Below are 13,213 nucleotides of genomic sequence, written 5' to 3'. Positions count from 1 at the left end.
CGTCCGTGCCGGGCTGCGGATGCGAGGCGGGGATCGGGGCACCGGCGACCACCGACTCCCAGAGGACGGTGCCGCGGACGCGCTCGGTCAGCGCCGCCCGCGATTCCCTCGCCTTCGCCACCGGCAGCCGGAGCGCGAAGCGGGTGAGTGCGGGCATGGCGCGAGTGACGTCAACGGACACGAGCGTCGAGACGGCCAGGTCGCTCGGGAACTCCTGAACCGTCGCCACGACCTTGTTCCAGACGATCGCGTGCTTGGCGCCGTGGTCCTCGAACTGCTTGCGCAGCTCGCGGGGGGTGTAGAGCGGGTTGTGCTCGACCACGACCGCTCCGAGTCGCAGCACGGCGTAGAACGCCACGATGTGCTGGGGGCAGTTCGGCAGGACGATGGCGACCGGGTCGCCGGCGCGCACGCCGAGATCCCGGAGCCCCGCGGCGGCGCGATCGATCGCCTCCTGCAGCTGTGCGTAGGTGGTCTCCCTGCCGAAGAACTGCAGGGCCGGGGCATCGGGATAGTCCCGCGCCGACGCGGCGACGATGTCCACGAGGGAGCCGCTGACGGGGGCGAGGTCCTCCGGAACGCCGTCGGCGTAGCTGGCGATCCACGGGCGAGGGGGCTGGAACGTGCTCACGCGCCCAGCTTAGGCGGGCCGCGCCGCACCGAGCGGCGGGCGGCTCGCCAACTAGACTGGGGAGCGTGTCTGAAATCACCCCTGATCTTGTGCGCCATCTCGGCGTGCTCGCGCGCATCCAGCTGAACGACGACGAGGTGACGCGGCTCACCGGCCAGCTCGACGCCATCGTCGACAACATCGCCAAGGTGTCCGAGGTCGCGACCGCCGATGTCGCCGCGACCAGCCACCCGATCCCGCTGAGCAACGTGTTCCGTCCCGACGTGGTCGGCGAGACGCTGACGCACGAGCAGGTGCTGCAGAACGCCCCGGACCAGGCCGACGGCCGGTTCCGCGTCACCGCGATCCTGGAGAAGAGCAGTGAGCGACATCATCCGACTGACGGCGGCGGAGCTCGCCGACAAGCTCACGACGCGCGAGGTCTCCAGCGTCGAGGCCACGCAGGCGCACCTCGACCGCATCGCCCAGGTCGACGGCGCCGTGCACGCGTTCCTGCACGTCAACGAGCACGCGCTCGAGGCCGCGGCCGACATCGACGCCCGCCGTGCCGCGGGGGAGGACCTCGGGCCGATCGCCGGTGTCCCGCTCGCGATCAAGGACGTCCTCGTCACGACCGATCAGCCGACCACGAGCGGCTCGCGGATCCTCGAGGGCTACCGCTCGCCGTATGACGCGACGGTCGTGGCCCGCTCCCGTGCCGCCGGACTCATCCCGCTCGGCAAGACGAACATGGACGAGTTCGCGATGGGCTCGTCGACGGAGCACTCCGCCTACGGCCCGACACGCAACCCCTGGGATCTCGACCGGATCCCCGGGGGCTCGGGTGGGGGCTCTGCCGCCGCCGTCGCCGCCTTCGAGGCCCCGCTCGCCCTCGGCTCCGACACCGGCGGATCGATCCGTCAGCCTGCGCACGTGACCGGCACGGTCGGCGTGAAGCCGACGTACGGCGGTGTCAGCCGATACGGCGCCATCGCGTTGGCGTCGAGCCTCGACCAGGTCGGCCCGGTCACCCGCACGGTGCTCGATGCCGGTCTGCTGCACGACGCGATCGGCGGCCATGACCCGAAGGACTCCACGTCGCTCGACGAGCAGTGGCCGTCCTTCGCGGCGGCCGCACGCGAGGGTGCGCGCGGCGACGGCCTCAAGGGTCTGCGCGTCGGCGTCATCCGCGAGCTCCCCGACAGCGGTTTCCAGCCGGGGCGTCGCGGCGTCGTTCCGCAGCGCGCTGGCGCTGCTCGAGGCGCAGGGCGCGGAGATCGTGGAGATCGGTGCGCCGCACTTCGAGTACGGCGTGGCCGCCTACTACCTGATCCTGCCGGCGGAGGCCTCGAGCAACCTGGCCAAGTTCGACTCGGTGCGCTTCGGTCTCCGCGTCACCCCGGCCGGGAACCCCACCGTCGAGGACGTGATGTCCGCCACGCGCGACGCCGGCTTCGGCGACGAGGTCAAGCGCCGCATCATCCTCGGCACCTACGCGCTGTCGGCGGGCTACTACGACGCGTACTACGGCAGCGCGCAGAAGGTCCGCACGCTGATCCAGCAGGACTTCGCCGCGGCCTTCGCCGATGTCGACGTCATCGCGACCCCGTCGGCCCCGACCACCGCGTTCAAGCTCGGTGAGAAGATCGACGACCCGCTGCAGATGTACCTCAACGACATCACGACGATCCCGGCGAACCTCGCCGGTGTCCCCGGCATCTCGATCCCGAGTGGTCTTGCGGACGACGACGGCCTGCCCGTCGGCATCCAGTTCCTCGCCCCGGCGCGGGAGGACGCTCGTCTGTACCGCGTGGGCGCCGCCCTCGAGACGCTGCTCGTGGACTCCTGGGGCGCGCCGCTGCTGTCCCGTGCCCCCCAGCTGGAAGGAGGCGCGCGCTGATGGCCGCTGCCAAGCTCATGGACTTCGACAAGGCGCTCGAGATGTTCGAGCCGGTCCTCGGATTCGAGGTGCACGTCGAGCTCAACACGAACACGAAGATGTTCTCCGACGCGCCCAACCCCGCGAACGAGGCGTACCACGCGGCGGAGCCGAACACCCTGATCGCGCCGGTCGATTTGGGTCTGCCCGGTTCGCTGCCGGTCGTCAACGAGACGGCCATCCGATCCTCGATCAGCCTCGGCCTCGCGCTCGGCTGCTCGATCGCCGAGTCCAGCCGTTTCGCCCGGAAGAACTACTTCTATCCGGACCTCGGCAAGAACTATCAGATCTCCCAGTACGACGAGCCGATCGCCTTCGAGGGCTCGGTGGAGGTGGAGCTCGAGGACGGCACGATGGTGACGATCCCGATCGAGCGCGCGCACATGGAGGAGGACGCCGGCAAGCTCACGCACATGGGCGGCTCGACCGGGCGTATCCAGGGTGCCGAGTACTCGCTCGTCGACTACAACCGTGCCGGTGTCCCGCTCGTCGAGATCGTGACGAAGACCATCTTCGGCACCGATCACCGGGCCCCCGAGGTCGCCAAGGCCTACGTCGCCGCGATCCGCGACATCGTCCGCGGGCTCGGGATCTCCGAGGCTCGCCTCGAGCGCGGCAACCTCCGTTGCGACGCCAATGTGTCTCTCCGTCCTCGTGGCGAGGAGAAGCTCGGCACGCGCACCGAGACGAAGAACGTCAACTCGATGCGCTCGGTGGAGCGTGCGGTGCGGTACGAGATCCAGCGCCAGGCGCAGATCCTCGCCGACGGCGGCACCATCACCCAGGAGACGCGGCACTGGCACGAGGACACCGGGACCACCTCTCCCGGCCGTCCGAAGTCGGACGCCGACGACTACCGGTACTTCCCCGAGCCCGACCTGCTTCCGGTGCAGCCTCCCCGCGAGCTGATCGAGGAGCTGCGTGCGGCGCTGCCCGAGCAGCCCGTCGCCCGCCGTCGCCGGCTCATGGACGAGTGGGGCTTCACCCCGCTGGAGTTCCAGGACGTGCGCAACGGCGGTCTGCTCGACGTCGTCGAGGCCACGATCGCCGCCGGGGCCACGCCCGCCGCGGCACGGAAGTGGTGGACGGGGGAGATCACCCGCCTCGCCAACGCGCAGGAGAAGGACGCGGTCGACCTGGTCAGCCCGGAGAGCGTCGCCGCACTGCAGCAGCTCGTCGATGCCGGCACGCTGACCGACAAGCTCGCGCGCCAGGTGCTGGAGGGCGTGATCGCCGGGGAAGGCACGCCGCAAGAGGTCGTCGACGCCCGTGGTCTCGCCGTGGTCTCGGACGACGGCGCCCTCATCGCGGCGATCGACGAGGCTCTCGCCGCGCAGCCCGACGTGATGGCCAAGATCCAGGATGGCAAGGTCCAGGCGGCCGGTGCCATCATCGGCGCGGTCATGAAGGCCATGAAGGGCCAGGCCGACGCCGCACGCGTCCGCGAACTCATCCTCGAGCGCGCCGCGCAGTGATTCTCGCCCCCGGGCCTCCGTGTCGGAGGCCCGGGGGACAATGGACTCATGGGACACGGTGATGGCAGAGGCCGCATGGTGTCCTCGGCCGACGCCGACGATTCCGGGACGCGGATCCTCCACGTCGACATGGATGCGTTCTACGCCGCCGTCGAGGTGCTGGATGATCCGGGTCTTCGCGGGCTGCCGCTGATCATCGGATCCCCGACGGACGATCGGTGGTCTCCAGCGCTTCCTACGAAGCACGGCGCTACGGCGTGCGCTCCGCCATGCCCGTATCGCAGGCTCTGCGGTTGTGTCCCACCGCACGTATCGTCCCGCCGCACTTCTCTCGGTATCAAGAGGTCTCGCGGCAGGTGATGGCGATCTTCGAGTCGTTCACGCCGCTCGTGGAACCCTTGTCGGTGGACGAGGCCTTCCTCGACGTGCAGGGTGTGCGCCGGCTCTGGGGGAGTCCGGCCCGGATCGCCGCCCAGATCCGCGAGCGCGTCCTCGCGGAGGTCGGCATCACCTGCAGCGTCGGCGTGGCCGCGACCAAGCACGTCGCGAAGATGGCATCGACCATGGCAAAGCCCGACGGAATGCTCGTGGTCGCCGAGCACGACACTCTCGCGTTCCTCGCGCCGCGCCCGGTACGGGCGCTGTGGGGAGTGGGGCCGAAGGCGGCGGAAGCTCTGGAAGCCCGCGGCCTCCGCACGATCGACGACCTGCGCACGGCGCCGCCGGAGATGCTGGACCGGGCTGTCGGGCCGGCGCTCAGCACGCGGCTCGCGCAGCTCGCCCGGGGAGAGGACCCCCGCGCCGTCGACACCGAGCGCGTGGAGAAGAGCATCGGCCACGAGGAGACGTTCGACCAGGACATCACGGATCGAGCGTTCCTCCGCGCCGAACTGCTCCGGCTCGCCGATCGCGTGGGCGCCCGCCTGCGTCGGGCCGGGTGGGAGACCTCCACGGTCGCGATCAAGATCCGCTTCGACGACTTCCGGACCGTCAACCGATCGCAGACGCTGAGCGAACCCACCGCGGTCGGACAGCGCATCGGCGAGGCGGCGCAGGGTCTGTTCGCGCTCATCGAGCGTCGCGACCCGATCCGCCTCGTGGGAGTCCGCGCCGAGAACCTCCGGCCTGCGGGAGGTAGCGCGCTGGCGCTCTGGGATGACGACGAGGGCTGGCGCAAGGTCGAGGGGGCGGTCGACGAGGCCATGGCACGGTTCGGTTCGGCGACGATCAGCAGAGCGCGCCACATCGGACGAGGTGAAGGACGAGGTGCCGCTCGCCATCCGAAGGATCACGGCGTCGATTGACCGCGCGCCGGAGGCCGCCGTCGGCTACCGTGGGAACATGCCGAACATTGCACTGGAACTCGGGAATCAGGTCGCGTCCTTCGGCGTGAAGAGCGCATACGGGGAGCCGCAGGAGATCGACGGTGTCACCGTCACTCCGGTGGCGTTCACCTACGCGGGCTTCGGCGGCGCCAGCGGCGACGGAGGAGAAGGCGGCGGGGGCGGCGGCGTGTCGGTCCCGGTCGGTGTCTATGTCCGTCGCGAAGAGGGACTGCGCTTCGAGCCGAACATCGTGACGCTCCTGGTCGTGGCCGTGCCCTTCGTCTGGGTCACAGGTCGGGCACTCACGCGCATCATCCGTGCCCTCAAGAAGTGACGACGCGGTCGCAGCTGCTCTCTCGCGCGCCGCGACACTGATCGTCGAGGACGTCCGCGCACATCGCGGCGTCCAATCCTGTCGTGATCATCGACGGGGGAAGCGGCGCCGGCAAGACCTCTCTGGCTGCGCGTGTGGCACATGCCTGGCCGGTTGCCGGCCGCGTGCAGGTCATCGCGCTGGATTCGCTGTACCCGGGCTGGGACGGACTCGACGGGGGCGCGGAGAAGGCGCTGGAGGGCATCCTCCGCCCGCACGGACGCGGCCTGCTCGGCGCCTGGCGTCGCTGGGATTGGGAACGCGGCGAGGAGGCGGAGACCCACGCTGTGGATCCCGCACTCGGGGTCATCGTCGAGGGCAGCGGGATCCTGCGTCCGTCCACGGCACGGCTGGCGGATGTCCGCGTCTGGGTGGAATCCGGGGAACAGTCACGCAAGTCACGGGCGCTTGCCCGGGACGGAGACACCTACCGCCCGCACTGGGACCGCTGGGCGGCGCAGGAGCGCCGTCACGTCGAGCGGGACCACCCCCGCGAACTCGCCACCCGAGTCGTCGAGGTTCCCTGAGCTCACTCAGCGGAGTGCGTCGGCGTCGCTCTCATCCACGGCTTCGATGAGGAGCTCGAGGCGGTATCCCAGCCAGTCGTACACCGCTTGACCATCGCCCCCGACGTCGGGCTCGTCGTCGGTGATGCCGAGGCGCGTCGCGATCACGAGGCGGATGGCGGTGAGGGTGCGCAGCCAGGAGTCCACGTGGTCACGGCGCACCACGACATCGCGGGGGATCCGGGCGTCGGCATCGGTCACCTCGGCGTCGGGGTCGAACATCTGCAGCGATGCGCGAACCGTGCGGGCGTCGTGCAACCGCCGGTCGAGGAGGTCCGCGCGCGTGGCGGAGGCGAATGCGGCCGACGCATCGTCGTCGTCCGGGTAGGCGTTCGGGGTCAGCCGGGCCACCCCCGGGTCGTCCTGTTCGGAGTCCCGCAGCACCTCCATGAAGTCATCGACGAGTCGGGCCAGGTGCATCCCCTCGATCGTGGCGACGGAGACGGTGATCGGCGTGGTGTTCATGCGGCCTTCCTGACGGTCGCCCAGAGTCCGTAGTCGTGCATCGCCTGAGCGTGCACCTCCATGGTCTCTCGCGGGCCGGTGGCGACGATCGCGTGGCCGTCGTGATGAACGGCGAGCATGAGGCGGGTGGCGTGTTCGGTCGTGTAGCCGAAGTAGGTGCGGAAGACGCGCACGACGTAGCTCATCAGATTCACGGGGTCGTTCCATACGACGACCTCCCAGGGCTCCAGCGGAGCAGCGAACAGGTCAGTGGTCTCCTCGACCTCGGGAAGAGCGGTCGACATGGTCATGCCCACCCGAGCTCATGCAACTGCGCGTCGTCGATGCCGTGGAAGTGCGCGATCTCATGGACGAGCGTGGTGTGAATCTCGTCACGGAGTTGGTCGATGTCGTCGCACTGTGCGAGGTGCGGCTCCCGGTAGACGATGATGCGGTCGGGGAGCTCGCCCATCCCGTATTGCGTGCGCTCCGTCAGCGCCAGGCCGTCGTACAGGCCGAGCAGGTCGAGGCCGCCGTCCTCCGGACGGTCCTCCACGACGAAGACGACGTTCTCGAGCTGCTCGACCATCTCATCGGGCAGCTGGTCGAGCTCGTCGATCACGAGGGCCTCGAAGGCCGCGGCGTCCATGTCCATCCCCTCCAGCCTACGGCGACGGCCGGGTGCTCAGTGCAGAAGGACGAGGAGGGCTGCCACGCCGATGAAGAGGGTTCCGAACACCGTGTTGAGGATCCGCTGTCCCTGCGGGGAGCGCGTGAGACGCCGGAAGGGACGCGCCGCTGTGGCGAAGAACCCCCACATCACCAGGACATCGACGACCACGACCGTCGCGACGAGTGCCAGGTACTGGGGGAGCGGTGGCTGGTCCAGTCGGATGAACTGCGGGATGAACGCGAGGAAGAACACGATCGCCTTCGGGTTCAGCAGGTTCACCCAGAACCCGCGGCGCATCATCGACCAGTGGCTCTCCCGGACGTCCACAGGATCCGGCGCGTCGTCGAGTGCCGGCGCGGGCCGGGTCAGGATCAACCGGATCCCGAGGTAGACGAGGTAGGCGGCGCCGGCGTACCGGATGACGTTGAACAGGAGATCCGAGCGTGAGACGAGGAGCCCGACTCCAGCGGCGACGATCACCACATGGACGATGAGCGCGATCTGTTGGCCGATGATGCCCCAGATCGAGCGCTTCCAGCCCTGGGTGAGGGAGTTGGACATCGTGTTGATCGCGCCGGCTCCCGGCGTGAAGCTGATCACCACGGATGCGGTGAGAAGGGAGAACCAGACCGCCAGTGACACCAGGACAGTCTAGGGCCGCGCGACCACGGGGCCGGACCGGCCGAAAGGCGAAGAGGCTCGGACCGAACGGTCCGAGCCTCTTCGAGCTGGGGTGAGTAACGGGGCTTGAACCCGCGACCTCCTGGACCACAACCAGGCGCTCTACCAGCTGAGCTATACCCACCATGCGCCCGCCGAAACAGGCAACCCCACGAGTCTATTACATGTTCGAGGTGAACTCCGACACCGTGCGGGCGGCGATCTCCTTCGCATCATCGCTGGAAGGTCCCGGTTCGTCGACGAAGACGGCTTCGCGGTAGTAACGCAGCTCGCGGATCGACTCGAGGATGTCCGCCAGCGCGCGGTGCCCGCCGTCCTTGGCAGGTGCCTGGAAGAACACCCGCGGGTACCAGCGGCGGGAAAGCTCCTTGATGCTGGAGACGTCGACGTTCCGGTAGTGCAGCCACTGGTCGACCTGTGGGCATGTACTTCGCGAGGAACATCCGGTCGGTGCCGATCGTGTTGCCCGGCGAGAGGCGCGCGGCGCTCCAGCGGGACGAAGCGGCGGATGTAGGCCAGCGTCTGTTCCTCCGCCTCCTCGAGGCTGATCCCCTGCGGGATCTCCTCGATGAGCCCCGGAGGTCTCGTGCATCGCGGTGACGAAGTCGTTCATGTGGCGAGGGGCGTCCGCGCTCGGACGGATGACGACCTGGAAGCCGGGGGTCGAGCGGACGCAGTCTCGAAGTCGGTGACCACCACCGCGATCTCGACCAGTTCATCGATGGCGAGATCGAGTCCCGTCATCTCACAGTCGATCCAGACGAGGCGGTCGTTTCTCGGAAGCAGTCACCATGTCGCCATCCTATCGACGGCCCCGACATCCGCCGGGGGAGCGCGGTACGGTAGAGATGTCCGCTCCGTAGCTCAGGGGATAGAGCAGGAGCCTTCTAATCTCTTGGTCGCAGGTTCGAATCCTGCCGGGGGGCGCCAGTGATCGCCGGTCACGTCGACCGGAGGTCAGCAGTGTCGCAGCGCGTCGACGGCGTCGTCCGCGCGCCAAGAACTCGCCGATCAGCCGGAAGTCACCCGTCGCCAGATGGAGCCGCTCCGCCCGGTACCGAGAGGCCGAGGGGATCGGCCACCACGCGCAGGTGGCCGAGGACGTGCTCGCGGCTTGTCCTGTACGCGCCACAGGTGATCGGCGGCACGGACGAGGTGCTCTCGCCGGGACGCGAGCGGCGGGGGCCACGAGGGGGATTCCGGGAGCAGGGATCGAAGCGGTGGTGGTGGCGGTCATGGTCTCTCCTTCCATGGTTCGAACATACGACCGACCACCGACATTGGCCCGCGCATCGATATCCGGCGGTGACCTGGCTTCTTCTGCACGGATGACGGTTGCCTTAGCCCGTCCACAGATCGCGCGATCGTGCCCCTGCAACCTGCTCCGCGAGGGTGCACGCTGGAGGGCATCCGGCCGCTGAGCCGGCAGCGAGAGGACGAACGCATGATCGACACCGTGACCATCGTGGGGAGAGTCGCGACGGAGCCCACCCCGGGGCGGACGAGTGCGGGGGGTGCCCGTCACGAACTTCCGGCTGGCGAGCACGCACCGTCGCTTCGACGCAGCGAGCGGCTCGTGGGTGGATGCGGGGGACCAACTGGTTCTCGATCGCCGCCTTCCGCCAGCTCGCGGAGCATGCGCGCGCATCGCTCAGGGTCGGCGACAGCGTCATCGTCTCGGGACGACTGCGCGTACGACCGTGGGGAGAGCAATGGCAAGCAGGGGACGAGCGTCGACATCGACGCCGACACGATCGGACACGATCTGCGGTGGGGGACCACCGCGTACCGACCGAGCACCCGTCCGTCTCCCACGGATGCGGAGGAGAGCGGGGACGTCCCGACGACCGATGAGGAAGGGCGCGACGCGTGGGAACAGCCGGCGGAGAGCGAGGCGGCCTAGACTCTGCTCGTGCTCCGATCGGTCCTGAACTCCCGCGCTGCGGCGCTCGTGCTCGTCGCCGGTCTCTCGGCAGCCGTCCTCGCCGGATGCGCCCCCGGAGCCGGAGGTGACGCGGACCCCGACCGGGACGGCCAGTGCCACGCCGACACCGCCGGCCGCGCCTGCTCTGGTGCCGGGCGGGAGCGCCGCAGACAACCTTCCCGTGTTCACCGCAGTGGCCGAACAGGTGTGGGGCACGGAGCAGCGTGCGGAGGGGCGGGGCATACGTCGACGGTCTCGTCGCGGCGGGGATTCGATCGGGACGCCATGCAGCTCACGCCGGACCAGTCCACGGTCGGGAACCCGGCGGAGAGCATCCAGTTCTCGGTCCGCTGGGGCGAGGAGGAGTGCCTGATCGGGGCAGGTCGGGCCCTCCACCGGCGCCGTCGTGACCACCGTCATGCCACAGCTCGCCGGCGGGCGCTGTCTGGTGGGCGTGACGCGGCCGATCGACTGGTGACCCGCGTACACAGATAAGCCCGCTCACGGCCGGTAGGCTGGAGTGTCGATCTTCGACGCCAACAGAAGGAGCGGTTTTCGGTGGCTGAGTACATCTACTCCATGGTTCGTGCCCGCAAGGCGGTGGGTTGAGAAGCTCATCCTGGACGACGTCACGATGGCGTTCCTGCCGGGCGCGAAGATCGGCATGGTCGGCCCCAACGGCGCCGGAAAGTCGACGATCCTCAAGATCATGGCGGGGCTCGACACGCCCTCCAACGGTGAAGCCAAGCTCTCGCCGGGCTACTCCGTGGGCATCCTCATGCAGGAGCCCGAGCTCGACGAGTCGAAGACGGTCCTGGAGAACATCCAGGACGGCATCGCATCAAGGCCAAGGTCGACCGGTTCAACGAGATCTCCGCGCTGATGGCCGACCCGGACGCCCGACTTCGATGCGCTGCTCGCGGAGATGGGTACGCTGCAGGAGGAGATCGACGCGGCGGACGGCTGGGACCTCGATTCCCAGCTCGAGCAGGGCGATGGACGCCCTGCGCACCCCGCCCGGCGACGCGGCCATCGCTCCGCTCTCCGTGGCGAGAAGCGCCGTGTGGCGCTGGCCAAGCTGCTGCTGCAGAAGCCCGACCTGCTGCTCCTCGACGAGCCCACCAACCACCTCGACGCGGAGAGCGTGGCTCTGGCTCGAGCAGCACCTCCAGTCGTACAAGGGCGCCGTGATCGCGATCACCCACGACCGGTACTTCCTCGACCACGTGGCCGAGTGGATCGCCGAGGTCGACCGCGGTCGCCTCATCGGCTACGAGGGGCAACTACTCGACGTACCTGGAGAAGAAGGCCGAGCGCCTCGACATCCAGGGCAAGAAGGACGCCAAGCTCGCGAAGCGCCTCAAGGACGAGCTCGACTGGGTCCGCTCCAGCGCGAAGGGCCGCCAGACCAAGTCGAAGGCCCGTCTCGCCCGGTACGAGGAGATGGCGGCCGAGGCGGAGCGGACGAGGAAGCTGGACTTCGAGGAAATCCAGATCCCTGCCGGTCCTCGACTCGGCAACGTGGTGATCGAGGCGAAGAACCTCAAGAAGGGCTTCGACGGGCGCTCGCTCATCGACGGCCTGAGCTTCAGCCTCCCGCCGAACGGCATCGTCGGCGTCATCGGTCCGAACGGCGTCGGAAAGACGACCCTGTTCAAGACCATCGTCGGTCTCGAGCCCCTGGACGGCGGAGACCTGAAGATCGGCGAGACCGTCAAGATCAGCTACGTCGACCAGTCGCGTTCGTCGATCGACCCGAACAAGACCCTGTGGGAGGTCGTGTCCGACGGACTCGACTTCATCACGGTCGGCAAGACCGAGATCCCGTCCCGTGCCTACGTGTCCAAGTTCGGGTTCAAGGGTCCGGACCAGCAGAAGAAGGCCGGCGTGCTCTCCGGTGGTGAGCGCAACCGTCTGAACCTCGCGCTCACCCTCAAGGAGGGCGGCAACCTGCTCCTCCTCGACGAGCCGACCAACGACCTCGACGTCGAGACCCTGAGCTCCCTGGAGAACGCGCTGCTCGAGTTCCCCGGGCTGCGCCGTGGTCATCACCCACGACCGGTGGTTCCTCGACCGGATCGCGACGCACATCCTCGCGTACGAGGGCACGACGAGAAGCCCGACCAGTGGTACTGGTTCGAGGGCAACTTCGAGGCCTACGAGCAGAACAAGATCGAGCGCCTCGGGCCGGACGGCCCCAAGCCCCACCGCTTCGACCCACCGCAAGCTCACGCGCGACTGAGCCGGTCATGAGCACCCGACTCGCCGGGTTCCCGCCTGCACATCCCGATCCAGCTCCGCTGGGGCGATCTGGATGCGTTCAACCATGTCAACAACACCTCGATGCTGCTGAAGCTGCTCGAGGAGGGCGCGCGTCCGCGCGTTCTGGCGGGCGGGACCCGGCGAGCAGGCGCCGTCCACGGCCGTCCTCGACTCCGGGATCGAGGAAGGCATCCTGACGCTCATCGCGCGGCAGGAGATCGAGTACCTCGCTCCGGTGCCGTATCAGCGCCGCCCGTTGGAGGTGCAGATGTGGTTCGGGAAGCTCGGTGGCTCGAGCGTCGAGGTCTGCTACGAGGTGCACAATGACCCGGCCGCCGAGCCGCGTGAACTCTACGCGCGGTCCACGGCCGTCATCGTGCTCGTCGACGCGGGGACCGGGCGGCCGACGCGGCTGACCGCGGAGATGCGCGAGGCATGGGAGCCGTACGTCGGCCCCTCCATCGAGTACGCCCACCGCTGAGCGCAGGTCAGTGATCCTCCGGGACGCGAATCATGATCTCCTGCGCGACGCTCGCGACCAGCGCGCCCTCACGGGTGTACACCCGCCCCGTGGCCAGACCGCGACCGCCCCGGGCGCTCGGCGACTCCTGCACGTAGAGGAGCCATTCGTCCACGCGGGCCGGACGATGCCACCACATCGCGTGGTCCAGGCTCGCGACCTTCAACCCGGGGCAGCGACCATGACACTCCGTGAGCGCGCAGGATCGACTCCTGGATCGTCATGTCGCTGAGGTAGGCGAGCGCGGCCGATGCAGCCGCTGGTCGTTAGGGAGCGGGGCACGCAGCCGCATCCACACCGCCTGCCGCGGAACCCTCTCATCATCGTTCGGCAGATAGAGAGCGGGGAGTCGACGTGGCGGATGTCCGCGGCGCGCTCGCTCAGCATGCGCCGTGCACCGCCGGCGAGGCCCGGCACCCCG

General features: G+C 68.9%; 10 protein-coding genes, 2 tRNA genes and 7 pseudogenes. 11 read left to right on the top strand and 8 right to left on the bottom strand.

Translation table 11 applies throughout. The annotated features are described in order from the left end of the window. On the bottom strand, nt 1–631 hold a 631-nt coding region (locus AB1285_RS25530), incomplete at its 3' end, for an AMP-binding protein (RefSeq protein ID WP_429978145.1). Nucleotides 632–720: 89 nt separating this feature from the next. Here AB1285_RS25530 and gatC point away from each other — a divergent pair. The 6 genes and pseudogenes from gatC to AB1285_RS25500 form a co-directional block, all read left to right on the top strand. Next, nucleotides 721–981: pseudogene (gene gatC, locus AB1285_RS25525) on the top strand (Asp-tRNA(Asn)/Glu-tRNA(Gln) amidotransferase subunit GatC); the annotation flags it as partial. 10 nt (nt 982–991) lie between these two features. After that, a pseudogene (gatA, locus tag AB1285_RS25520) lies at nt 992–2,510 on the top strand (Asp-tRNA(Asn)/Glu-tRNA(Gln) amidotransferase subunit GatA). Next, a complete protein-coding gene (gene gatB / locus AB1285_RS25515; RefSeq protein ID WP_259951623.1) occupies nt 2,510–4,024 on the top strand; it encodes an Asp-tRNA(Asn)/Glu-tRNA(Gln) amidotransferase subunit GatB in 1,515 nt (504 codons plus the stop codon). The pseudogene gatA and the gene gatB overlap by 1 nt, the downstream one beginning before the upstream one ends. Nucleotides 4,025–4,072: 48 nt before the next feature. Beyond that, nucleotides 4,073–5,328, top strand: a pseudogene (gene dinB / locus AB1285_RS25510) (DNA polymerase IV). A 37-nt stretch (nt 5,329–5,365) separates the two neighbouring features. After that, entirely contained in the window at nt 5,366–5,683 is a 318-nt protein-coding gene (locus AB1285_RS25505) for a hypothetical protein (RefSeq protein ID WP_071328758.1), read from the top strand. An 83-nt stretch (nt 5,684–5,766) separates the two neighbouring features. Further along, the gene (locus AB1285_RS25500; protein WP_429978144.1) at nt 5,767–6,249 is read left to right on the top strand and encodes a hypothetical protein; all 483 of its coding nucleotides are present in this window, start codon (nt 5,767–5,769) and stop codon (nt 6,247–6,249) included. Nucleotides 6,250–6,255: 6 nt separating this feature from the next. Here AB1285_RS25500 and AB1285_RS25495 read toward each other — a convergent pair whose 3' ends face one another. The 6 genes and pseudogenes from AB1285_RS25495 to orn all read right to left on the bottom strand — a co-directional run bounded on the left by AB1285_RS25495 (nt 6,256) and on the right by orn (nt 8,830). Further along, nucleotides 6,256–6,753, bottom strand: a complete 498-nt coding sequence (locus AB1285_RS25495) for a DUF2017 family protein (RefSeq protein WP_363444080.1) — start codon at nt 6,751–6,753, stop codon at nt 6,256–6,258. Further along, nucleotides 6,750–7,043: an ATP-dependent Clp protease adapter ClpS gene (gene clpS / locus AB1285_RS25490; RefSeq protein ID WP_268776351.1), complete on the bottom strand. Its 294-nt coding sequence runs from the start codon at nt 7,041–7,043 to the stop codon at nt 6,750–6,752. The genes AB1285_RS25495 and clpS overlap by 4 nt, the downstream gene beginning before the upstream one ends. Continuing rightward, a complete protein-coding gene (locus AB1285_RS25485; RefSeq protein WP_187664020.1) occupies nt 7,040–7,387 on the bottom strand; it encodes a metallopeptidase family protein in 348 nt (115 codons plus the stop codon). The genes clpS and AB1285_RS25485 overlap by 4 nt, the downstream gene beginning before the upstream one ends. Before the next feature lie 30 nt (nt 7,388–7,417). Then, on the bottom strand, nt 7,418–8,047 hold the full coding sequence (locus tag AB1285_RS25480) for a LysE family transporter (RefSeq protein WP_370428527.1): 630 nt from the start codon (nt 8,045–8,047) through the stop codon (nt 7,418–7,420). 87 nt (nt 8,048–8,134) lie between these two features. Next, nucleotides 8,135–8,210 (bottom strand) — tRNA-His (locus AB1285_RS25475). A 36-nt stretch (nt 8,211–8,246) separates the two neighbouring features. Then, nucleotides 8,247–8,830, bottom strand: a pseudogene (gene orn, locus AB1285_RS25470) (oligoribonuclease). Between the two features lie 114 nt (nt 8,831–8,944). On the opposite strand from orn, the gene AB1285_RS25465 reads away from it, so the two are divergent. The 5 genes and pseudogenes from AB1285_RS25465 to AB1285_RS25445 all read left to right on the top strand — a co-directional run bounded on the left by AB1285_RS25465 (nt 8,945) and on the right by AB1285_RS25445 (nt 12,753). Next, nucleotides 8,945–9,016: transfer RNA gene (locus AB1285_RS25465), tRNA-Arg, on the top strand. 654 nt (nt 9,017–9,670) lie between these two features. Next, complete coding sequence (locus tag AB1285_RS25460) at nt 9,671–9,940, top strand: single-stranded DNA-binding protein (RefSeq protein ID WP_429978143.1); 270 nt, start codon at nt 9,671–9,673, stop codon at nt 9,938–9,940. Nucleotides 9,941–10,295: 355 nt separating this feature from the next. Continuing rightward, nucleotides 10,296–10,505 (top strand): DUF6993 domain-containing protein, encoded by a 210-nt coding sequence (locus AB1285_RS25455; RefSeq protein WP_429978142.1) that lies wholly within the window; start codon nt 10,296–10,298, stop codon nt 10,503–10,505. A gap of 63 nt (nt 10,506–10,568) precedes the next feature. Further along, a pseudogene (gene ettA / locus AB1285_RS25450) lies at nt 10,569–12,252 on the top strand (energy-dependent translational throttle protein EttA). A 35-nt stretch (nt 12,253–12,287) separates the two neighbouring features. Beyond that, a pseudogene (locus AB1285_RS25445) lies at nt 12,288–12,753 on the top strand (acyl-CoA thioesterase). A 7-nt stretch (nt 12,754–12,760) separates the two neighbouring features. Here the strand turns inward: AB1285_RS25445 and AB1285_RS25440 are convergent. Continuing rightward, nucleotides 12,761–13,213: pseudogene (locus AB1285_RS25440) on the bottom strand (acyl-CoA thioesterase); the annotation flags it as partial.

The organism is Microbacterium sp. NRRL B-14842 (assembly GCF_050470785.1).
The sequence above is the reverse complement of the archived record's forward strand: the minus strand, read 5'-3'. Positions and strand labels throughout refer to the sequence as shown.

Coding starts and splice junctions, on each gene's coding strand:
- gatB (WP_259951623.1), top strand. CDS start 2,510: ATGGCCGCTGCCAAGCTCATGGACTTCGACAAGGCGCTCGAGATGTTC.
- AB1285_RS25505 (WP_071328758.1), top strand. CDS start 5,366: ATGCCGAACATTGCACTGGAACTCGGGAATCAGGTCGCGTCCTTCGGC.
- AB1285_RS25495 (WP_363444080.1), bottom strand. CDS start 6,753: ATGAACACCACGCCGATCACCGTCTCCGTCGCCACGATCGAGGGGATG.
- clpS (WP_268776351.1), bottom strand. CDS start 7,043: ATGACCATGTCGACCGCTCTTCCCGAGGTCGAGGAGACCACTGACCTG.
- AB1285_RS25485 (WP_187664020.1), bottom strand. CDS start 7,387: ATGGACATGGACGCCGCGGCCTTCGAGGCCCTCGTGATCGACGAGCTC.
- AB1285_RS25460 (WP_429978143.1), top strand. CDS start 9,671: ATGCGGGGGACCAACTGGTTCTCGATCGCCGCCTTCCGCCAGCTCGCG.
- AB1285_RS25455 (WP_429978142.1), top strand. CDS start 10,296: ATGCAGCTCACGCCGGACCAGTCCACGGTCGGGAACCCGGCGGAGAGC.